Raw genomic sequence first — 21,846 nt, 5'->3', positions numbered from 1 at the left:
CTAATCTGAACCAAACTGCAGCTGAAAATAAATTCCAGCATCCTGCAGATTGTTACCACGCCCTGAAAAATCTGTTATTGGTAACGCAAAATCTAAACGAGTCATCAAGTTGTTATTAGGTAAGCAAGCATCCCAAATCAAACCTGCTCCAATTCCAGCCAAAAAACGATCTTCAGGTATCTTATTCGGATTGCCAGAAGCATTCCACACACCGCCAATATCAAAAAAAGGAGCTACCTGCAATTCCGGCACTTCCCGTGCTGCTGTAGAACAACGTGACAACGTAAACCGATCTTCGATAGAAAAACGAATGCCATTATCTCCTGAACGAGCACTTTGCTGAAACCCCCGTAGAGACTGCCCACCCCCTAAAACAAACTGCTCTGAAGGTAATAAACTATCACTACTGAGTTGCATCGAACCACTGATCACCAAAAGCTGGTTGTAGCCTAAACGTTTTACCCGTTGCACCTGTCCTAACCAACTTACAAACTGTCCATCGGGAACTGGAGAGTCATTATCCGTTGCATCAAATAAACCAGTTCCGACTCGAAACTGAGATTCCGCTAACCAGGCTCCGTGCTCATCTCGATATCGATAGTCTTGCCCAAAGGTAACAACGCTTGTCCGACTGACCCCATCTTCATCTGGACCTATGCCAAATGGTGTAGGTAACCTTTCAAAGACAAACGTTTGACCATCCCTAAACTCAAAACCAAGAGATAGGGCAAACTCTTTATTTACTGTTCGCAGTAATGGATGACGATACGCTAATTTATAAAATTCACTTTCAGCCCGTAGATCCAGCTCTTCAAACTCTGTTCCTGTAATTTCACTATCCTGCCAAACTCCTTGTAGTAAGAGTGTGTTTCCTTCAGGTCCTAACGGCAGTTGATAGCTGGCATTCCACATATCTAAACCACCTGTGAGAGACCTGGCATAGCCAACAGTAAACAAATCCCCTAAACCCGTTGGATTGCGGTATCCCACATCTACGCTCACACGCTCAGAGCCAACACTGGGCGGTAAGTAGTTATCTATAGAAACACCATATATAAAAGGATCAGCTTCTACATATTCAACCTCAAGCTTACTTTGATTGTTGAAGCCATTCGAATCTGTAGCTCTAACCGTTGCTTCAATTTCTTCAAAGAGCGGATCTTCTCGCAAAAGTCTTAACTGCTGTTCCAACCTAAAGGCATTAAAAGGTATCCCAATTCCTAAATGAATTCTGCTTCTTATGTAATCAGCAAGAGGTCCAGATTCATTCTCATTATCTTTTATTTTAATATCAATATTATCTTCAATGACACCCTCAATTAACTGAATCTCCAGAACGGCCTCACTACCAGCATCCCAAACTGGACGTAAGTCCTCAGGCAAACAAGCACGAGACGTAATATATCCTTCTCCTACATACCAGGCAGTAATTTGATTAATGACATTCAACACATCAATTAAAGAAATCTCTTCCTTAAAAGTACCTTCTTTATTTTTTAAGGGAGCAAGAAATTTATTCTGACTATTAGTGTCAAGCACATCAGTTGAAGAGAAGGTTATACGACTGCCACGAGGTAGCATTACATCTTTGTATTTCATCGTGTTATCTCTTTCCGTAGAAGAGTCAGGACACCCTCCTAGCCCAGCTAATTCTGGAAAACCTTCTTCAGAATCGTTTAATGAATTTTGAGCATATAACTCTTCAGTACCCAGAGCCTCATTACCAAATTCTGAAGGATGCGTTGATGCCCAACTTCGATTTGTAACATTTGCCAAAACGGTCAATGGCAATACCAAACCAAGCAAAATTTTTCGAGCCACACTACACCACACCCTGATAATTTAGGAAATCCATAAGCTATAGAGCCTATTAGTGATTAATCTTCAAAATCCGTAAAAATACTGACTTACAGATAAACACTAGTGACAAATTAGTGCAATAGTGCGGACACTAAACTCAATAAAGTTGTAAGCGTGTTCAAAATTTATTTTCAAACCATGTAGATAGTGCATAAGTTGAGATTGAACTTCATTCCAATTCCATCTGCCGATCATACGCCCCTTGACGTCTCGTCACAGTGGGAGCTTGCTTACTAATGAGCATCCTTCGTATAGTTTGATTGACATAGAGTATCGCCTGCGGCTTACCCTGCTCTTGACTGATTCGCCGCACCATAGTGCTAACTGCTGAAAGCATCAGCGAAATATCCTTCTGGGTCTGGCCATCCTTCAACGCTCGTCGTGCAACCTGGATGTCAAGATTCGCGGGGTCACTGGCTGTAAGCCCCTGACTATAGCGCTGCCAAAGAGCCATGTACTTCTGTTTTGCTGATGGCTGAGTATTTGATTTGAGGAGTGGAGATTCAGTTTTACGTCGGTCAATATCTGGATTAGGACTCTCATTAGGGACGACAGACTGTTTCTGTCCTGATAACTCTTTTGTAATTGTCGTGTTTACAGGCTGTTTATTAATTTGAGAGGTGCTTTGAGGATTTTCAGGTGAGCTTGTAACTTTCTTTTCCACCACTTGAGCTAATGGAACATAATCACTCGTATTTTCCTTAGCCTTTGATGCCTCAGCCCACTGCGATAGCGCCACCTTATCAGCCGTATACAGTGCTAAATGGTACTTGGCACGAGACACCGTCACATAAAAAGACTCTCGATTTGTCGTCGTGCTATCCATTAGAGCCATGACCCGATCCGCTGTCTTTCCCTGACTGCCATAGGTTGTACTCACCCAGGCATAGTCCACATACTGCCGACTGCTGAGATTTATCTGCTGCGTATTCCCTTCACTGTCAGTCACCTGAGCGGTGCCATCAGTCCCAATATGCTGAACCGTAAATCGCTGGCCATTGCGCCGTTTATTAGCCCGATCATTTTTAGTCCAACGCAGTTGATCGCCAGGAGCTACCTGAACATCCTGGCCCACATAAACTGATTTCAACGGACACCGCCCAGGATCAACTCCCATCACTTGACCAACCGGTGTCTCTACCAGTAGCCGATGGTTTTCTTGATCTACCGAAACTACCGTATACTGCTGCCCTTTCAGTAAACCCTGCTTCTGATAATTCTGTGTTGGCACCAGCACATCTCCTGACTGATACACCGTCACATAACCAGCCTGGGCTTTGGTGATATTCTTCTGGCGCAACCCCATAACCGTGAAAGCATCTTGCCCTAAACTCCCTTCAGCCTGAAGCTCCGCCCGTAAGTTTTGAGTCAATGCCAACCGCTCCTGATTAGTCCCTGCCAGAATTAGCGTTTGCTTCCGATCCTCTGATGATAGCGCCAGATAATCTTGGGCTAATTGTTTACGCCTGAGGTCAGCATTTTCAACCTCACAAATACATCCAGCTGCATCAAGAGTATCGATACCTTGAACCATCTTGCCCTGAACGATCAGTTGCACCGCTGTTTTTAGTTCCTGGCGCTGCTGCCGTAAGGTTTCATCCAGATACGCGGTAGTAATTCCCCCTGCCTGCAAACTTTTGAATGGATTGCCTGCTTCAACAGCAGAGAGCTGCTTCGTATCACCCACCAGAATCACTCGGGCCTGCTCGACGGTGGCACGGGTCAGTAAAGCACGAGCATCTTTCATGCTGAGTAGGCCTGCTTCATCCACAATCCAGATAGCGTTTCCGGTTTCCCAATTTTGAGAAGCTAGCAAGGCAGCCACGGTTTCTGTCTGAATATCTAATGTCTGGCCCAAACCATGGGCCGCTTCAGCACTGGTGGCAAAGCCTCGTACCTGATAGCCCTGGCCTTGAGCAATTTGCTTGAGCGTATTCAGGGCATAGGTTTTACCGGAACCAGCAGAGCCTTGCCAGGCAACGAACTGGTCGGGAGTGGTACAGGTGAGTTGGATAGCTTGCTTTTGCTCTTGTGTAAGGGAGAGATCGTTCACCAACGATTCCGAAAATGCCAGTGGTTCCACCTTTCCCCTACCCTGCTGCATCAGTCGGATGGTATTGAGTTCGAGATTTAAAGCAGCTTGGGTGGTGAACTTCTGATCTTCGACTTTGATGAGTTCGGGGTTGGTCGAGATCGCACCCTCCAATTCCTCCCAACTCTGCTCCCCTAAATGATACTCAAACACAAACCGCTCCAGGTGCGTTTGCCGAAAAACCGCATCCCGCTCACCACAATGTTGGATGGCAGGTTTGAGATTCGATTCGGCATTATCGGCATGAACTGTTTGACCGGGAGAGATCGCAACCCCCTCCCCCGGTAATTCCGGTAACTCAAACCCCTTCAACTGCACAAACGCATTCCAACCCTTTAGCAATCGTTCAGCACTGGTTACTTTTGGTTTATTCTTCCGCGTCTTCAGATTCGCTGCTTCCCGTAACAGCATCTCCGACTGAATTTCCTTGCCATTAGCCGCTGTCGGCTTCTTCCCCTCAGACTCCCATTCTTCCAGTAAAGACAGAATCTGTTTTCGTCTGGTAGAAAAAGCTTTCAGCAATTCTGGAGCATAGCCCTTTAACTCAAATTGACCGTGGGCTTTGGGCTCAATTTCGTACCCTTGTCGTTTGAGTAAGTGGGCCAGTTCATTCTGATAGAGCTGACCGAGCAGTTTTTTATTAGCTATGGCCTGCTCATTACTAAAACTAAACCAGCGACCATCGGACAACTGGGTAGCATTTAGCACCACACAATGGCTATGAAGCTGAGGCTCAACCTCTCGACTGGTGCCATGGGTAAACACAGCCGTAATGAGATTTTCAGTCTTGATCCGTTGCCGTCCTGTTTCCGTTGAAATTCTTGTCTGAGCATAGCGTTCTTCTAAAACAGAAACGGCTTTTGCCACGGCCTGATGATGCGCTTTCACCACCCGTTCATCCTGTTGCACCAGGGCAGCAATGCTAACACTCTTCGGCGCACTAAAGGTAAAGTCTGTCGCCGCTCGGCGCTTATCGATATTGACTTTACGACTGAACAAATTCTGCCCCTCCGGCGTCTGTCCTCGCAACAGCTGTTGAAAGGTTTCGGTATTGACATCACCAGAGAGATTTAATTTCTTGGCACCCTCACCCAACCAGCGAGATAGAGATACCCCTTCCTCCTGGCTGTAATAGTCTTCTTTTGAGTAGTAATGGGCCGCTTGATGGGCCGAAAGATTACTCGTGGAAAGCACGGAAAGCTTAGTCTAAAACGACACAACAATCGAGCAAAACGAGTAGATGAGGTGAAAAACCTTGAAACTGTTGGGAGATGGGGGATAGGGGAAAATTGCCAAAAATTTGGCGTCCTGTGTGGCCTCCCCGTGAAGCCCCGGATCGGGGCGTAACCTGGTAGACAAAACCTGAAATCTAATTCCAATACTAACCAATATGTCTATTATTTGGTCAACTATATTTCATTATTTATCCATTTATATCCATGCTGGTTTAATGCCCTTAGCATGGGCGGTGTCGGAATTGGAGAACCACATGACTCTAACTACAGTTGCAAATCCACAGATTTATCTGGCGGCGGACCTGGGTTCGTCGGCTTCAAAGTTTTTCTATCGGGTGCATCCAGGCCAAACCGTGCCCCTATGGATGGGGGCGGAAGTAGCCGATGGACTATCGTCGGTTTCAGTGCCTAGCTTGAATGCCTCAGGTCGGCCTCAAGAGTGTGCCTGGTTACAGTTGGATGATGAAATTGTGTTAGTGGGGGATGCGGCGAAGGCATTTCTGGAAACCAATAGTCTGATGGCCAAGAAATCGCAGATGGCGGCGTATAAGATTGCGGCGGCGTTGGGTGCGATCGCAACCGCCGAAGAACTGCCCACCCACTACGATGCAACCGTCTGGTTAGCATTGCCCCTCACAGAAATTCGCACCCGTAATGAAGTAGCCGAACAACTGAAGGCACTCTGTCAGTCCGGCTTTAAGTTTCGAGATACCCCTCAGCGGATAGGGCTATCACTGAAGTTCTTTCCTGAAGGATTTGGCTTGTATCTTCGACATAAGCAGCGGTTGGAATCGGTGGGCCAGTCCATTGCCCAGCGCTGCATGATGGTGCTGATGATGGGACACCGGAATTTGTCGGCACTGTATTTTGAAGGTGGCTCATTGCGAGTAGCATCGTCCAGCTCTAATGGTCCAGGATTCTGGCCAATATTTGAAAAGACGGCTGACTCGCTAGGAGTCACAACGGCTGACTATGGGGCCTTAATGAATGCATTGATGACGGGACACAATCAGCAGATTTCCCAGTCGCGGGGCAGTCTCTATGATTTTGGTGAGCTGGCCGAAGCGGTACGGCAAACCTACTGGCAATCGGTACAGGTGCATTTGCAGGACCACGTCTTTAAGCAACTGGGTAATGCAGCCGTGGATATCACCGTCAGTGGTGGAGCCTCCCATGTATTGCGCCCCAGGTTGGAAGACTACTTTTATGATCTGAATCTTACTGAGCGAGTCACCTTTGCCGATGGCCGTCAGTCTCAGCTCACGGCCATTGCCAATCAGTTACCGGAATCGGCCATTATTCCAACGCTACCGTTACGAATGGTGGACGGTTACGGCCTATTTCAGGGCCTCATCGGTAAGCTATGCAAGGTAACGGCCTAGGAGACATCAATGCCCCGGAAACGACAAGCGAACACGGAACGCCAGCGGATTTTGTTTTCCTACAATGCGGATCTCGATAAGCCCATTGGGGTGGTGTTTGAGTATCTGATTCAGAATGAACAGATACCTGCCCGCCTGGGTAAGCATAAGGGACTGGAAGCCATGTCAGCGTTTTGGCAGCCCTTTGCCTATCAGGCGATGAAAGATCTTAGTGAGGACGAACTGCAAGGAATGGCCAGAGAATCGGTGGCGGCACTCAGTCGTCAGATTGATTTGATCTGTCAAACCTTTAGCATCGAGTCTCCCCAGACAGCTCAGGTGAGTCCCGAGTTGAAGCAGGCGATTCAGCAGACGATGGGTGAAGTGTTACAGCAGTTTATTGTGACCGGGGTATTGGCCTCCCAAGGTGGAGACCAACAAGTTTCAGTAGAGAATTCATCTGAGGAGAGTGACGCCATTCCCCAGAACGAGGGAGTGGATTTTGATGAGGCAGCAGCCCTTGGAGAATTAGCCCTTGGCGAAATAATCGATAATTCGGAGCTTGCGGGATAGATGGCATTAACACCAAAGGAACCGGCCAGTGAGCGTGGGGTGGTCGCGAGGCAACAGTATTTAGACCTGGCGCGGCGGGTCATTGGAGACCCAAACCTCGAATATGGTGTGCTCTATCAGCGGTTTGCTGAAAATGACTGGGCAGCGATTAAGTTGGATGAGGCAGTTGCCCTGAAAGGATTGACGTCAGGACATTCGCCAAAGGTGGTATCGGGGATTTTGCATCAAAGTCCCTATTTGCAGTACCACGTACATCAGAATAAGGTGCCACTTCCACCAATGAGTCAATATGTGAGATCGACCGTGATGAAAGTGTTGCAGCAAGTAGAGAAGGCGAAGTCTTTGGGAACGAAACCGATAAAATCTCGAAAGGCTGATTTAGAAATTGACTAACGAGTGATTTTGATGACGGATAGCTAAACTCAAAAGCGTATGAAACGTCTTCCTAAGCCTCATACATGTAGGACCCAACAAGCTCAGGCCGCACGGCACGATTATTTAGAGATTAGCCGACAGGTGATTGGAGAACCTGATATTGACTATATCGAGCTATACCAGCGCTTTATTGTTAATGAGTGGGCTGCCATCAAACTAGATGACTCAGTGGCCTTGACCGCACTCAGACTTGGAAAACCGGCTATGAACGTAGCCATTACTCTACTTCAGGGACCGTTTATTCAGTATCAGGTCTATGAAAAAGACGTGATAATACTGGCCATGGTTCGCTATGCAAAATACACAGTGCGAGACGCGTTCAAGCAGTTCAAACAACAACCAAGATATTTACCCCAGCAGAAACAGAGTGCTTCAGCAGTCACCAGTTAAATCACGTCTGGGAATCTTGGTTGAACTCGCGATCCATCTCCTTAAGAAGATGAATCGCGAGCTGAGAATGATGACTGTTCTGTAAATTAGGTCGGCAAGAGACTAATCCACCCTGACCCGCTTGGTTAAGATAGCCATCACTTCATTAGGCCGACCCGTGGCCAAAGGACGGCTCCAGTCGTTAGGCTCTGCGTAGTTGAGCTTAAACAGTAGGGCGATGGTATTTTGCACCGATGTCAGGCTACCTAGCAGCAGTACTCGAACATCTTCATAGTTATGCTCTGGCAAAGTTACGCTGACAGGTTGATCCGTAGGCGCATCTGCGCCCTGGTCAGTTTCGATAAACATGGACTCTGATCTCCGATAAACGACGAGAAGGAAACCAGAGCCATAAGATAGCCACCCCCTGCATAGGTGCAATCCGGGGTGGCATCAGGTACATTAAACCTGCGTTCCCAGGCTGCTCGCTCAGCTTGGAGGGCGTATGTCATCGGCATGGTGTTGCTGCACCTGCCGATGGCGCTAAATTATGGGCTCTGTAGTAAGGCCGTGAACAGCCTAAGGCTTAGATTAGCCACAACGCCTGACTGAGTCAAGGGGCAATGAGCTAGGCAAGTTTAGATTTTGATAGGAGCTAAAGTCCAGCTAAACCAGTAGTTTTGAGAGTTATGCTGATCAATCAACCAGGTATAACTGGTTGGCGTCCTTACATAGTCACTTTATGCTGACAACTTTGGTAGGTTTCTTCAAAACCCAGAGCTTTAGATAGGTTGAGTTCAGGCATATAGGTTAAAAAAGTTGACGTTTCGCCTATATGAAATATTCAACCACAAACTAAATTAAGCAATATTTCTTCGTCCGCATAGATTCAGCATTGATCGTAATATAGAAGCTATCAGGACTGCTGAGGGTTTACTGGCATAGCAGCAAGAACCTTCTCACACACATCTGCCGATTTTGGAGTTGACCAATAACGGTTAGGAGTAGCGTCATGCTTCTCTTTGCAAGTAAACGTCAAGCAACAGAATGTTTGAATATGAGTGCTTCGACACTCAAGCGCTATCGTCGCAGTGGCGAATGGATTGAAGGTCTCCACTGGGTGAGGATCAACAGTCGTTGCATTCGCTATAATCTTGAGCTTCTAAAGGATTGGTTGCATAACCGAGAAGATCCTGTTGCCCATGGTAGAGCTATTGCAATTTACCAAAAGTCTCTTTTGAGTAATCAAAAGAGAACACATAAGAGATAGAATTTTTACTTTTAATAGCAGAAAATTTGTACCATTTCACTCTATTGCTTGTTAAATTCAACAAATAAGACAGCAATGGTGAAAACCCATTTGTAGTAGATCAAAAAGCAAAGAAATACCTTAGTCCCTTGGCATTTCAAGTTGAAATCGCCAGAATAGTGAACATCAAGCTAAATTGAAATAAAGCCCATGCCCCTTGCTGTAATCCTGACAGCCTTGCCGGTTGAGTACTTGGCTGTACGCGAGCATTTGACAGATCTTGAGGAAGACACGCATCCCCAAGGGATGATTTATGAACGGGGAAAGTTCGTAACGGATACTCAGCTATGGGATGTAGGTCTTGCTCAGGTAGGGGCTGGCAATACAGGGGCCGCCGTTGAAGCAGAACGGGCCATTGCTCACTTCAAACCCGATGTACTACTTTTTGTGGGCATTGCGGGGGGAATAAAAGACGTTAAGGTCGGCTCTGTCGTGGCTGCCACTAAAGTCTATGGATATGAGTCTGGCAAAGTTGGTGAAACGTTTTCAAGCCGCCCTGAAGTTGGAAATTCTTCCAATGCCATTGTTCAAAGGGCTACGGCGGAAGCAAGAAAAGCTGAGTGGGTCAAACGGATAATTGGTGATGCTAGCACTAAACCCAAAGGATTTGTAGCTCCTATTGCAGCTGGAGAAAAGGTAATCGCATCCCGTGAGTCTGAATTATTTCAGTTTTTGCGGGCTACATATAATGATGCGATCGCAGTCGAAATGGAAGGCTATGGTTTCCTGAAAGCTGCCTTTGCTTACCCTGATATCCAGACTTTGGTAATTCGTGGCATCTCCGATCTCATTAAAGATAAAAATGCAGACGACCCAGTCGAAGGTAATGAAGAAGACCGGCAGGAGCGAGCTTCACAGAATGCTAGCGCATTTGCCTTTGAAATTTTGTCAAAGTTAGAAGTCAAAGCCCCTAAATCTACCAAACTAGAATCAAAACCTACCGAACCAGCTTCTCGTCCTAGTTTCTTTGCATATGACGATGGATGGGTTGGTCGAATAAACTTGATTCAAGATTTGAGTACCCTTATTCAAGGTAACTGTCGATTACTCATGCTATTGGGTATTACTGGCATTGGTAAAACTGCACTTGGAGAACGCCTATCCGTAGAGGTCATTGACTGGTTAGGTAATGACTGGTCCCATTACCATCAGGAAAATTTTGATAATGATCAACAGAGTGGTGACTTTATTAGTGTGGCTGCCCGTTGGTTAGAAAAATGGGGCGAATTGGTTACGCCTGATGATCGTAAAGATCCTGAGCGGCTAATGAACCGAACTATTAGCTATTTGCGCGAAAATCGCTATCTGGTCCAAATGGACTCTCTGGAAAATATTTTGCAGGGTGATGAAGAGAAAGGATGGAATGACTTCAAAGATGAGTGGTGGCTCAAGTTCTTCACAAGTTACCTGAAGACAGACTCCTGCCAAAGCTGTTTTATTCTGACAACCCAAGATATGCCTGGTCAGTTAGGAAAAGTTGGGACACGATCTCAAAATTTCTGGCATGCTCAACCTCTTAGCGGATTAGCAAAAACAGAGCAAATAAATTTATTTCAAAAAATAGGTTTGGATATTAGTGACAACTCTGAAAGCAGAGAGCGATTGGAACAAATTGGTCAAGCTTATGAAGGTCACCCATTAGCGCTAAGGGTCATTGGAGGAGAAATCAAGAATACCCCCTTTCATGGTAATGTCATCGCTTATTGGAATCGTTACGGTGACGAAGTCCAGGAAGTCTTAGACGCGATTGAAGAAGCCAGACAAGGTAATGCACAACAGGGTGCAGACGATCAATGGAAGCTTGATCGGTTTACGAAAACACTGAGAGATAATGTTCAGTACCGTTTGAAGCAAACTTTTGAGCGCCTGAAAGAGGGAGCTAAATGGTCTTATATCCTTTTATGCGAAGCCTCTGTTTATCGTTGTGAAGTGCCAGAGACTTTCTGGCTAAGTCATTTAGAAGATTGGGACAGGGATACAGACCAACAGATAATGGCTCTAGATGCTCTCCGAGAACGGTACTTGGTTGAACAAATTATCACTGATAATCAAATCATGTTGAAACAGCACAACCTAGTCAGAGGTTTATCTTTGCAATGTCTGGAAAAGCTGGATGATGATTTTGAAGATTTTTAAACTCAAAATATACTTTTATTCATTTAGTTCAGTAAACCGTGTCTTCTCACAGAAGACTATATTAAATCGCTTTAAAGAGTCCTAAAGAGCATCCATTTTGAAATCAATCAACACCCATGTCATCTATCCTGTCTCGAACAGAACTCCTTAGTGTAGTTGGCCTAGATTCTGTTGATATAGGCTCTATTAAGCAAACCCAGAAGCGAATTCATTATAGAGCCACTGTTAATTGGCTAGCTAAATATCACCCCAAATCCGGAGAGAACAATATAGATCAAGTCAAAGGGCTAATTGAAGCTCATCACCACCTTTGTGAACTAAAGGAATGGGAACGAGTATCCAAAATTCTTTTTATCCAATTAAATACACCTACACAAGAGCAATTCCATAATCAACTTCTAACCTGGGGATACCATCAGGAGGCATTGAAGCTAAGCCAACAAATCTTGCATAAATTAAGCCCACGCGAAGATGCCATCTTACTAAATACATGTGGAAATGCATGGCTGACATTTGGGGACTTTAAAGAAGCTGTTGAACACTATCAGCAAGGTCTGAAAGTTGCCCAATCTATCGATGACGCCTCATTAGAATGTTTATATTTAGGTAACCTTGGATTAGCCAGTACAGGTCTAGGTAATGCTGAGAAAGCACTTGAACATCAGCAAAAAAGCCTTAGTATTGCAGTGAAAGTTGGAGATGCGCGCATAAAAACAGGTTGTCTCAAAGCATTAGGCAATGCTTATGTCGATCTTATTAACTATGACAAAGCGGTTGACTATTTTGAGCAAGCACTTACCTTAGCGGAATCACTTCATAATATCCAAGAAAAATGTCAAATATTGAGCAGTCTTGGATCAGTACATATTATTCGTGGCAATTTAGAACAAGCTCTTAGCCATTTTCAAGAAAGCTTAAAACTAGCTAAAAAATTAGAGGTTCGTCAAGATGAGGAAATTGCCCTAAGCGGCTTAGCGAAGGTCTACTCATTATCTGGAGAGAGTGATAAAGCTATTCAATACTTGCAAGACAGTCTGATGATTGCAGAGGAAATTGGCTCATATCGCAATCAAGAAAGTTGCCTAGAGCTTCTAGGCAATATTTACCATCGTCAAGGTGATTATAGTCTCGCCAAGACTTTTTATCAGAAAAGTTTAAATATCGCACTCACGATTCAAGATCACTTTTGGCATAGTAAATCTCTCAGAAGCTTAGGGAATCTTCACTCAATTACAGGAGAAACTGAACAAGCCATTACTTTTTATAAGCAAAGTCTAGAAATCGATCAACGTATCCAAAATATTACTGGACAGGAAGCTGCATGTGCACATCTCGCTGAAATATATCTTGAATTAGAGCAAGTAGAGAAAGCTTTTGAATGTTTCAGAACATGTTTAAGCATTTCAAAACAGTTAAACGATTATCCAGCCCAAAGTGAATATCTAGAAGGTTTAGGTGAACTTTACTTATCCACAAACAACTATTCCAAAAGCATTGAACTCTTCAAACAAAGCCTAACAATTCGCCAAGAAATTGGAGATCATGACGGGGAATGTGAAAGTCTAGAACGTTTAGGATTAGCTCACTTGGCCCTTGAACAATATGACAAGGCAATCAATTATTACGAGACTGGTCTGGCTATAGCTAACGAAGTTGACTATCCCGCCATGGAAGCATCCTTATTGCTACACCTTGGCGATCTATATGTAGAACTAGACGATACTGATAAGACTCTGAGTGCTTACAAGCAGAGTGTAGATATTTTGTCTCAAAATCAAGAAGAACTGAATGATATGTCTATCTATGTTGAGGCTTTATTAAAGTTGGCAATTACTTGTGAAGCTGTTCAACAATGGGACCGGTCTATAAAACTTTGCGATCGCGCTCTAACTATCGCCACAGAATCAGGGATTCCTCTAGCTCAAAACTGTCAAGCACTCAAAGATAGACTTCTTTCCGAAGCAACTTAGACATGAGAAATGATATTGCTAAACTTGAGATGAATGATTCGGGCACAGTAGTTGAAAGCAGCGCTGAAGCTTGCTGTTCTAAGCGTATCAGTGATAATCAGAACGCGCTAAGATAGATTTATATGATTAGAAGCTGTCTCTAGGATACCTATATAAACTAGACGATGACTTTGAGGAGTTCTCAGTCAAAACCAAATGCAACTGAAATGGCTAAGGTCAATATCAACTCCTTAGAGCTGACAAAACAGCTAAATCAGCTAGGTGCAAAACATTATGCAGAAGGAGATTACTCCAAGGCAGTCAATGTTTATCAACAAGCCTTAGGACTTGCTCAGACTCTGGATAATCAATCGCTAGAAGCCAATATATTACTCGGCTTAGGTTGGACTTACCAAAAAATCGAACCTTCTAATAGTCAGTACCCGTTAATGCGACAAACGCATCAGTATTGTTTGGAGCTCGCAGAAGATATTGGCGACCAATGGCTAATTGCTGCTTCATCTATTAGCCTAGGAAACCTCTATTGGAAGCTTAAGCAAACTGATGAAACCGTCACCTATACCCAGCAGGGCTTAAAGGCTGCGCGACAGGTTCACCATCTATCTTTAGAAATTAATGCCCTAAGCATTCTACGCCAGGTATACCAGGCACTAAATCAACCTCTGCCAGAAGAAATCTCTTCTGTTACTCCTAGCGGAGAATCGGTACTATCCACCCTAGGCATTAATGCAACTGAACTGAAGCGAGATCGCAAGCATCCCCATCGTGTTCAGTATCGTGCTGTCATTAACTGGTTAACAAAATATCGTGCTTCTAAAGACAGTCAGACACTTGAACAAATTAAAGGCTATCTAGAAGCCTTTCACCATCTTAGTAAAGCAGATAACTGGAAAGCTGCCAGCCAACTTATCTCGGTCAACTTAAATACCCCTACCTCTGAAGCAGTTCATAACCAACTCAAAACATGGGGCCATTATTCTGAACAGGCTGAACTCTACAAAAATCTTCTGTACAAAGTTGATTCTACTTGGGATGTTATTTGTCTGAATGGTCTAGCAAATAGTCAAACTTCTTTGGGAGCCTATAGAGAAGCCATTACCCTTCAACAGCAACATGCTGAAATTGCTGCTCACATCAAGGACCATCAAGGAGAAGCCTACGCCTTGGGTAACATTGGACTTAATCACTACTACTTAAGCCAATACCACGATGCGATTGAGTATCTACAAAAGAGCTTAGACATCCTCAAACAACTTCAGGATTACCGAGCAGTGCAGATGTTTTTGGGTGATCTTGGGCTAGCTTACTATGGTCTTGGCCAGTATCAACAGGCTATTGACTGTCATCAACAGACCCTGGACCTGGCTCGCACCCATGATAATTATCGCGGTGAAGGTGAAGCCCTGGGAAATTTGGGTAGTGCCCATGCAGGACTCGGCGACTTTATGAAAGCTGTTGAATACCACAAGCAGCATTTAGCGATCGCACAGGAACTGGATGATCGTCAAGCTGAAGGTAATGCTTTGGGAAATCTAGCCAGGGCATTTCAATCCCTTGGCAAATATACACAAGCAATCAAACTACAAACAGATAGCCTACAAATCTCTAAAGAGTTACATGACCGTCGAGGACAGGCCGCATCGTATTGTTTTCTGGGCAGTGCCTATTTTGACCAAGGTGACTATGTCATGGCTGATAAGCACTACACTCAGGCGCTTAGTATCAGTCGGGCCATAGGAGATAACCGCTGCACTTGTCAGGCGATGAGTGGTTTAGGAACCGTCGTCCATGTTCAAGGTAAACCGCAGGAAGCAGTTTCACTCCACCAACAAGCCTTAGAATTAGCGCAGTCTATTGAGGATCAGGGTAGTCAAGCCACCATTTTTGGACACCTTGGTAATGCTTATCTGGATTTAGAGGACTATGCTAATGCGGTGCAATCTCAACAACAAAGCTTAAAACTTGCCTGGGAAACGAATGATCGTAATCAGGAAAGGCTAGCTTTAGCAGGCATTGCGGATATCGGTTTCTATGTTGGTGAATATGAACAAGCCTTGGACTTTTATCAACGGAGTTTGGCATTTGCTCAAGAGCTGAAGATAAAATCTGATGAGACAACAATGCTGAACAACATAGGCACCACCTTGCTACAGCTAGAAAAGTACTCAGAAGCTCAGACGTATTTATTAGAAGCATTAGAGAAATCTAGGAAAATGTCAGCCACTACTACTGAAGCAAGAGCCTTGAGAAGTCTGGCAGAATTGCATTACGTACTAGGCAATCTGGAGCAGGCGTTAGAGCATTGTCAAAAAGCGATTGAGATCGCAACTACTCTAGATAGCCCATTATTAAACGCTTGCCAAGCACTAAAGCAAAAACTGGTTCAGACACTCAAAACAAAAAATCCGCCTATTGATAAATAATTTAAAGACCGCATAAATATGGCCTTAAATGAAACTCAGCTAGAAGAGGTTTATTCTATTTTAATTCCAGGAATACGTTTCTGGGAAACGATTGAAGCGGATATAGCAGAACAAAAGAAATTTTTGTCTCGTCTGAAACGAGCTAATTATAGAGCAGTCAAAAATTGGCTCGTCTATTATCAACTTGGGAATAAAGCCTCTAACCTGGAACAGGTACAGGGCTACTTAGAAGCATTTCATCACTTATGCAAAGTAGAAGACTGGAATCATGCCAAAGCCCTTTCTTCTCTATCCTTAAGTCCTGCACTAGAAGAAAACCTGGACAATCAGCTCGGTACTTGGAGTTACTTTCAACATCAGATCGAATTATACACAACACTATTTGAACACGTAGATCCATTATCTAAGATCTTTTGTTTACAAGGACTTGGTAATGCTTATCAAGCCCTAGGTAATCATACTAAAGCAATTGAGTACTATGAAAGTAGTATGCTTCTTTGCCAAGGGATAAAAAACCTTAAAAGTGAAGGTCGAGCTTTAGGCAATCTAGGAAACGTCTATGATTCAATCGGTCAATATCAAAAGGCTATTGAATATCATCAACTTGCCATCGAAGCAGCGCAAAAAGCAGGTGATCAGGCTGCAGAAGCGACATTCCTGGGCAATTTGGGGAATAGTCATTATTCACTCGGGCAATATTCTCAAGCCATTGAGATTTACGAACAAAGTTTAGAGCAACTGGAAGAGCTTGAAGACTGGTTTGCTATAGAACGGTTTCTAGGAAATTTAGGTTTTGTTTATCTCTCCTTAGGTGATATTTCCACTGCGATCGATTACTTTGAAGACTGCCTGCAATTGTCGCAAGATATCGGAGATCGTCTGGGTGAAGGAATTGCTCTAGGAAAATTAGGCATGGCCTATGAAAATCTTGGGGAGTACAGCAAAGCATTAGAGTACCATAAACGTAGTATAACCATTGCAAAAGAAACTCAGGACCAAGCTGGCGAAGGGGAAGCTTTAGGAAACCTAGGTCTTGTGTATGCGGCTCTTGGCCAATATCAAAAAGCATTAGAATGCCATTCAAAAAGCTTATCTATTGCTCAAATGATTGGGGATCAACAGGGTGAGGGAAGAGCATTTGGTAATCTGGGAGATATTCTGTTCTTCTTAGGGGAATATCGAAGCGCCATTCAACATGTTGAAAAAGGTATGGAAACCTTACAAGGCATTGGAGACCAGGCTGGCGAAAATGCTGCCCTTGGAAGTTTGGGAAATATACACTATATGTTGGGTAATTACGAGAAAGCAATTGCCTATAGCCTAGACAGTCTCAAACTTGCCAGACAGATTGGTGATCGATTATCAGAAGGTGAAACCTTAGGTAGCTTAGGCAATGTTTACCTGTCTCAAAAGAATTATCCCAAAGCGCTTGAGTACCATCAACAGAGCCTTACAATTGCACAGGAGATTGGAAGTCGGGCTGCAGAAGGGACAGCTTTAATGAATTTAGGCCTTGTGGAAGAGGGCCTAGATCATCATGAGAAAGCTCTTATGCTCATGCATCAAAGCCTTGAAATTGCTCAAGAAATTGGAGATTTGGGTACAGAGGGTTCTGCTCTCAGTGCTATTGGAGATACTTTGGTACATATTCAGCAATATGATACAGCTTTAGAGTATCTAAAGCAGGCATTGACGATTTGCTCAAAGATTGGTGACAGAGCTGTTGAAGCGGAGAGTTTAGCTAGTTTAGCCCAACTTTATGGGGGCAAAGGGCAGCTTCAAGATGCTCTAGAATATTGCGATCGCGCTCTTTCCATCGCTATAGAATTAGAGACTCCTCTGGTCCAAGATTGCCAAAAGCTAAAAGAAGATTTACTGAAACGGCAAACCGCAAGAAAGGATTATGAGAAAGAAAACAACATATGAAAAATATCACTTTGGCTCCCCAAGAGGCTTTAAGCATACTCGATATCGATAAACAGGGAATATCGCGCCTTCACCCTCGTCTAAAGCGCACCCATTATCGAGCAGTCTTAAACTGGCTCACGCAATACATCTATCCACCAGAAGCATCCAATTTAGAACAAGTACATGGTTACTTGGAAGCATTTCACCATCTTTGTGAAGTAGAAGACTGGCAAAGGGCCAGTAAAATTCTTACCTTTCAATACAACACTCTCAGCAAAGAAGAATTCCATAGCCAGTTAGGTACTTGGAGCTACTACCATGAAGCCATTGACTTGTATACCAGACTCATAGGAAAAATAGACGATACCTGGGATATTTTGTGTTGGAGTGGCTTAGGGCGTATACATACAGCGTTGGGCAATTATCAAAAGGCAATTGATTTCCATCAACAGCAGTTAGTCATTACTCAGAAAAGTAATGATATCTATGAAGAAGGTATCGCAATAGGAAATTTAGGAGTTGTTTATGATTACTTGGGGCAATACCCAAAAGCAGCTGAATACCACCTGCGATGTTTAAGTATTGCCCATGAACTTAATGATCCCAGCATGGAAAGCAATGCTCTGGGCAATTTAGGGGCCATTTACAATGCCCTAGGGCGATATGAAGAAGCTATTGAGTATCATGAGAAGTGCTTAGCGATTGCTCATGACATCAACGATCTCAAGGGGGAAGGCAAAGCATTAGGAAATTTAGCAACTAGCTACAGTTCCCTAGGAGAATATAATTTGGCAATTGAATACTACCAAAAGCAATTGCCAATCTCGAAAGAGATTGGTGATCGAATGGGAGAGAGCAGAGTACTTGGAAATTTGGGAAATTCTTACAATGTCCTAGGAGAATATAATTTGGCAATTGAATACTACCAGAAGCAATTGTCAATCTCGAAGGAGATTGGTGATCGTAGAGGAGAAGGTGTAGTAGTAAGTAATTTAGGGTGTGTCTATCGTGCTTTGGGAAAACATCATGAAGCATTGAAGTATCACCAAAAAGGGCTAGCCATTGCGCAGGGAATTAATAATCGCACTGGAGAGGCAAATGCTCTAGGTAACCTGGGCAATTATTTCTACTCTTTAGGAGAATATGGTCAAGCGATCACGCATTATCATCAACAACTAGTGATTACTCAACAAAGCGGAGATCGATGTTTGGAAGGTATCACACTAGGTAATTTAGGAAATGCTTACTCTACTCTCAAGAACTATCCAAAAGCTATAGATTACTATCAACAGCGTCTTGCTATCGCCCAAGAAATTGGTGATCGTAATGGGGAAGGGGCAGTGTTAGGTAATATGGGGGTCGTTTATTACTCGCTTGAGCAATATCAGAATGCTGCAGAGTGTTATCACCAAGCTCTAGTTATTGCTCAGGAAATTGGTAGCCGCCCCAGAGAGGCAATTGCTCTGGGTAATTTAGGGGAATCTCAAGTCAAACTTGGAAAATACGAACTAGCATTGGCAAACTTTCAGGAATCTTTAGCCATATCTAAGGATATTGGAGATATTGAGGGTGTCGCTGAATCTTGCCACAATTTAGCAAAACTCCATTACCAAAAGTCTCAAGTTGACTTAGCTTTAGAGTATTGCGATCGCGCCCTCGTCATAGCTACAAAATTAGACGTTCCATTAGCCCAAGAGTGTCAAGAATTTAAAGAGCAGTTGCTTCATAACCCACTAATCTAACAGGAAATATTTTGATTGACTTAAAAAGTGCTAAAGAGGAGCTTCTAAAAGAGCTTCAGTTACCAATCTCTACTCTAAAAGAACTTAAGCCCAGAAAACGCAGGGCCTACTACAGAGCTATTTTAAATTGGTTAACTCAGAATATCAGAAGCCCTGATTCATCTAATCTTGCACAAGTCAAACCCTTTTTAGAAGTTTATTATCACCTAGGCACACTTAATGAATGGAATAAGGCTGAGACAGTTCTTAAGCTCAAAGTAGGAGATTCTGATGATGATGATGAGCTATGTCTAACATTAGGAAACTGGGGCTACTATCAAGAGCAAATCGAGTTATGTCTGCTTATTATAGGTAAGTTAAATCAAGATACTGACAGCACGTATCTTAATATTATTGGCAACGCCTTCAACACACTTAGCAAGTATGAGGACGCTATTCACTACTATGAAGGAAGCTTAGAGTTACGACGAGAAGTACAAGATCTTGAAGGAGAAGGTATTCTCCTTGGCAACATAGGCAATGTTTACATGTCTCTAAACAACAATGAAAAGGCTAGAGAATTATTTAGACAAAACCTCCAAATTTCAAGACAGTTAGGGACAAAGAAAGCTGAAAGCAATAGTTTTGGAAATTTTGGTAACCTTTATGCTTCTATTGGTCAATATAAAAAATCTGCTCTGTATCATAAGAGATCTCTAAAAATTGCTGAGGAAATCAATGATCTCAAGGGGCAAGCATTCGCTTTAGGTGGATTAGGTTCTGCCTACAGGTACATGAATGATTACCACAAGGCACTCGATTTTAATCAGAACCAATTGAGAATTGCGAAACAGCTCCAGGATCGCGAGATTGAGAGTATTGCTTTAGGCAATATAGGGAACGTCTACGACAAATTGGGTGATCATAGACAAGCCGTAGAATATCACCAGCAGCAGTTAGTGATATCGCGTGAAATTCACAGTTTGTGGCAAGAAGGCAATGCTCTTTCTAATTTAGGTCTTGCATATTATTCTCTTGCTGAATATAACCTATCGATAGACAATTTCAACAATGCCTTGCGTATTGCCAGAATGATTGGTGATAGGGAGGGAGAAGGGAATGCTTTAGGAAATTTAGGTCTTGTATATTGTGATCAAGGGAGATACCAAAAGGCTCTTGATATGCATCAACAACATTTGTCTATTACAAGAGAAATTAACGATGTACAAGGAGAAGCCAATGCTGTCGGCAATATTTCCAACATTTACTTCTTTACAGACCGTTTTTGGGACTGTGTTGAATATTCTAAATTACACCTCAATCTCTCGGAAAAACTTAATGATGACCGAGGTATCGCTACGGCCTATCTGAATTTAGGCAATGCTTACGATGATTTGGGAAAATACAATGAATCCATTGAGTGTTACTTAAAAAGCCTAGAGATTACTCGAAAGATAGGAGATCGAGAAGGTGAAGGTAGAACACTTTGTAATTTAGGGCTTACAGTAGTTCAAGATAAGCAATTTTCAGATGCTTTGAACTACTTACGTTCAGCACTGGTTATTGTTAGAGAAACTGGGGAGAGTGCTACCGAGGCACTTGTGCTCTATGGAATGACGGAGGTATACCAAAAATTAGGACAACTGGATGATGCTTATATAGCTTGCGATCGCGCCCTCACCATCGCTACAGAATTAGGAATTCCCCTGGCTCAAGACTGTCAAGAACTAAAAGAGATGTTGCTTTATGACCAATCAAACAATTCTTGAGACAGACGATCTAGCAGAAGCAGGGCACGTTATCTTATCCCACCTGGCAATCGCCAGGACCGACGAGCGCTACATCCAAGCATCCCGTGTTGAACGTGCTAACTACAAAGCCGTTCAAAACTGGCTAATCAGCTATCAGCCTTACACAGAAGCCAGTAATCTAAAGCATATGAAAGGATTGCTCGAAGCCTTTCATCACCTATGTTCAGTAAATCAGTGGAAACTAGCGGCTGAACTATTATTTCTTCCTATTCAGGTGGTAAATCGTCCCTTGGAAGGGGCCATTACCGAACCACTCCATATGCAGCTTGGACATTGGGGCCAGTACCCTATCCAGATTCAGCTATACAAGAAGCTATTCGGACATTCCACCCCAGAAACGGATATGGTTTGTCTGAATGGGTTGGGGCTGGCTCATCAAAGTCTAGGCAACTACAATCAGGCCATTGACTACCATAGTCAGCATTTGATGCTTGCCAGTCAGCTTGAAGATTTAGATGCTCAACAGAATGGGCTGTGTAATCTGGGTAATCTGTGTGGGCTTTTGGGGCAATATGATGCAGCTACCACTTACTATGAGCAGGCATTAGTCCTTGCCCGACAACTCAACGATCAACAAGGTGAAGGGGAGCTGTTGGGAAATTTGGGTGTGGTGATGCGATCTCAACGGCAGTTTGACTAGGCT

15 protein-coding genes are annotated in these 21,846 nt (G+C 43.6%); 12 read left to right on the top strand and 3 right to left on the bottom strand.

Annotation, left to right across the window (positions count from 1 at the left end; all coding sequences use genetic code 11):
* Both DXZ20_RS24150 and mobF read right to left on the bottom strand, forming a co-directional pair.
* Complete coding sequence (locus DXZ20_RS24150) at positions 1-1,821, bottom strand: ShlB/FhaC/HecB family hemolysin secretion/activation protein (protein WP_163701469.1); 1,821 nt, start codon at positions 1,819-1,821, stop codon at positions 1-3.
* Positions 1,822-2,029: 208 nt separating this feature from the next.
* Positions 2,030-5,146 carry a MobF family relaxase gene (mobF, locus tag DXZ20_RS38555; RefSeq protein WP_163701467.1) on the bottom strand — a complete coding sequence of 1,039 codons (3,117 nt, stop codon included), beginning with the start codon at positions 5,144-5,146 and terminating at the stop codon, positions 2,030-2,032.
* Between the two features lie 295 nt (positions 5,147-5,441).
* On the opposite strand from mobF, the gene DXZ20_RS24140 reads away from it, so the two are divergent.
* Genes DXZ20_RS24140 through DXZ20_RS24125 form a run of 4 tightly spaced genes read left to right on the top strand, consistent with a single transcriptional unit; the run spans position 5,442 to position 7,946 of the window.
* Positions 5,442-6,569, top strand: coding sequence for a hypothetical protein (locus tag DXZ20_RS24140; protein WP_163701465.1), 1,128 nt, complete (start codon positions 5,442-5,444; stop codon positions 6,567-6,569).
* Between the two features lie 9 nt (positions 6,570-6,578).
* On the top strand, positions 6,579-7,121 hold the full coding sequence (locus tag DXZ20_RS24135; protein WP_163701462.1) for a hypothetical protein: 543 nt from the start codon (positions 6,579-6,581) through the stop codon (positions 7,119-7,121).
* Positions 7,122-7,514: a hypothetical protein gene (locus DXZ20_RS24130; protein WP_163701461.1), complete on the top strand. Its 393-nt coding sequence runs from the start codon at positions 7,122-7,124 to the stop codon at positions 7,512-7,514.
* 39 nt (positions 7,515-7,553) lie between these two features.
* Positions 7,554-7,946: a hypothetical protein gene (locus tag DXZ20_RS24125; RefSeq protein WP_163701459.1), complete on the top strand. Its 393-nt coding sequence runs from the start codon at positions 7,554-7,556 to the stop codon at positions 7,944-7,946.
* 102 nt (positions 7,947-8,048) lie between these two features.
* Here the strand turns inward: DXZ20_RS24125 and DXZ20_RS24120 are convergent, their stop codons facing one another.
* Positions 8,049-8,294, bottom strand: coding sequence for a hypothetical protein (locus DXZ20_RS24120; RefSeq protein ID WP_163701457.1), 246 nt, complete (start codon positions 8,292-8,294; stop codon positions 8,049-8,051).
* Between the two features lie 643 nt (positions 8,295-8,937).
* Between DXZ20_RS24120 and DXZ20_RS24115 the strand changes: the two genes are divergently transcribed.
* The 8 genes from DXZ20_RS24115 to DXZ20_RS24080 all read left to right on the top strand — a co-directional run bounded on the left by DXZ20_RS24115 (position 8,938) and on the right by DXZ20_RS24080 (position 21,843).
* The gene (locus tag DXZ20_RS24115) at positions 8,938-9,195 is read left to right on the top strand and encodes a hypothetical protein (RefSeq protein WP_163701455.1); all 258 of its coding nucleotides are present in this window, start codon (positions 8,938-8,940) and stop codon (positions 9,193-9,195) included.
* Positions 9,196-9,384: 189 nt separating this feature from the next.
* Positions 9,385-11,370, top strand: a complete 1,986-nt coding sequence (locus tag DXZ20_RS24110) for a 5'-methylthioadenosine/S-adenosylhomocysteine nucleosidase family protein (protein ID WP_163701452.1) — start codon at positions 9,385-9,387, stop codon at positions 11,368-11,370.
* A gap of 116 nt (positions 11,371-11,486) precedes the next feature.
* Complete coding sequence (locus tag DXZ20_RS24105) at positions 11,487-13,340, top strand: tetratricopeptide repeat protein (RefSeq protein WP_163701450.1); 1,854 nt, start codon at positions 11,487-11,489, stop codon at positions 13,338-13,340.
* Between the two features lie 206 nt (positions 13,341-13,546).
* Entirely contained in the window at positions 13,547-15,763 is a 2,217-nt protein-coding gene (locus tag DXZ20_RS24100; protein ID WP_163701447.1) for a tetratricopeptide repeat protein, read from the top strand.
* 18 nt (positions 15,764-15,781) lie between these two features.
* Positions 15,782-17,689, top strand: coding sequence for a tetratricopeptide repeat protein (locus DXZ20_RS24095; RefSeq protein ID WP_163701444.1), 1,908 nt, complete (start codon positions 15,782-15,784; stop codon positions 17,687-17,689).
* A gap of 173 nt (positions 17,690-17,862) precedes the next feature.
* Positions 17,863-19,413 carry a tetratricopeptide repeat protein gene (locus tag DXZ20_RS24090; RefSeq protein ID WP_163701441.1) on the top strand — a complete coding sequence of 517 codons (1,551 nt, stop codon included), beginning with the start codon at positions 17,863-17,865 and terminating at the stop codon, positions 19,411-19,413.
* An 11-nt stretch (positions 19,414-19,424) separates the two neighbouring features.
* A complete protein-coding gene (locus DXZ20_RS24085; RefSeq protein WP_163701438.1) occupies positions 19,425-21,161 on the top strand; it encodes a tetratricopeptide repeat protein in 1,737 nt (578 codons plus the stop codon).
* The gene (locus DXZ20_RS24080; RefSeq protein ID WP_163701435.1) at positions 21,139-21,843 is read left to right on the top strand and encodes a tetratricopeptide repeat protein; all 705 of its coding nucleotides are present in this window, start codon (positions 21,139-21,141) and stop codon (positions 21,841-21,843) included. The genes DXZ20_RS24085 and DXZ20_RS24080 overlap by 23 nt, the downstream gene beginning before the upstream one ends.
* Positions 21,844-21,846 lie beyond the last annotated feature (3 nt).

The organism is Adonisia turfae CCMR0081 (genome assembly GCF_011009555.1).
GTDB classification, from domain to species: Bacteria; Cyanobacteriota; Cyanobacteriia; order Phormidesmidales; family Phormidesmidaceae; genus Leptothoe; species Leptothoe turfae.
This window is presented reverse-complemented; position numbering and strand designations above follow the sequence as displayed.

Excerpts from the sequence above, each read along its gene's own strand:
- DXZ20_RS24140 (WP_163701465.1), top strand. The coding sequence starts at position 5,442 with ATGACTCTAACTACAGTTGCAAATCCACAGATTTATCTGGCGGCGGAC.
- DXZ20_RS24135 (WP_163701462.1), top strand. The coding sequence starts at position 6,579 with ATGCCCCGGAAACGACAAGCGAACACGGAACGCCAGCGGATTTTGTTT.
- DXZ20_RS24130 (WP_163701461.1), top strand. The coding sequence starts at position 7,122 with ATGGCATTAACACCAAAGGAACCGGCCAGTGAGCGTGGGGTGGTCGCG.
- DXZ20_RS24125 (WP_163701459.1), top strand. The coding sequence starts at position 7,554 with ATGAAACGTCTTCCTAAGCCTCATACATGTAGGACCCAACAAGCTCAG.
- DXZ20_RS24120 (WP_163701457.1), bottom strand. The coding sequence starts at position 8,294 with ATGTTTATCGAAACTGACCAGGGCGCAGATGCGCCTACGGATCAACCT.
- DXZ20_RS24115 (WP_163701455.1), top strand. The coding sequence starts at position 8,938 with ATGCTTCTCTTTGCAAGTAAACGTCAAGCAACAGAATGTTTGAATATG.
- DXZ20_RS24110 (WP_163701452.1), top strand. The coding sequence starts at position 9,385 with ATGCCCCTTGCTGTAATCCTGACAGCCTTGCCGGTTGAGTACTTGGCT.
- DXZ20_RS24105 (WP_163701450.1), top strand. The coding sequence starts at position 11,487 with ATGTCATCTATCCTGTCTCGAACAGAACTCCTTAGTGTAGTTGGCCTA.
- DXZ20_RS24100 (WP_163701447.1), top strand. The coding sequence starts at position 13,547 with ATGGCTAAGGTCAATATCAACTCCTTAGAGCTGACAAAACAGCTAAAT.
- DXZ20_RS24095 (WP_163701444.1), top strand. The coding sequence starts at position 15,782 with ATGGCCTTAAATGAAACTCAGCTAGAAGAGGTTTATTCTATTTTAATT.
- DXZ20_RS24080 (WP_163701435.1), top strand. The coding sequence starts at position 21,139 with ATGACCAATCAAACAATTCTTGAGACAGACGATCTAGCAGAAGCAGGG.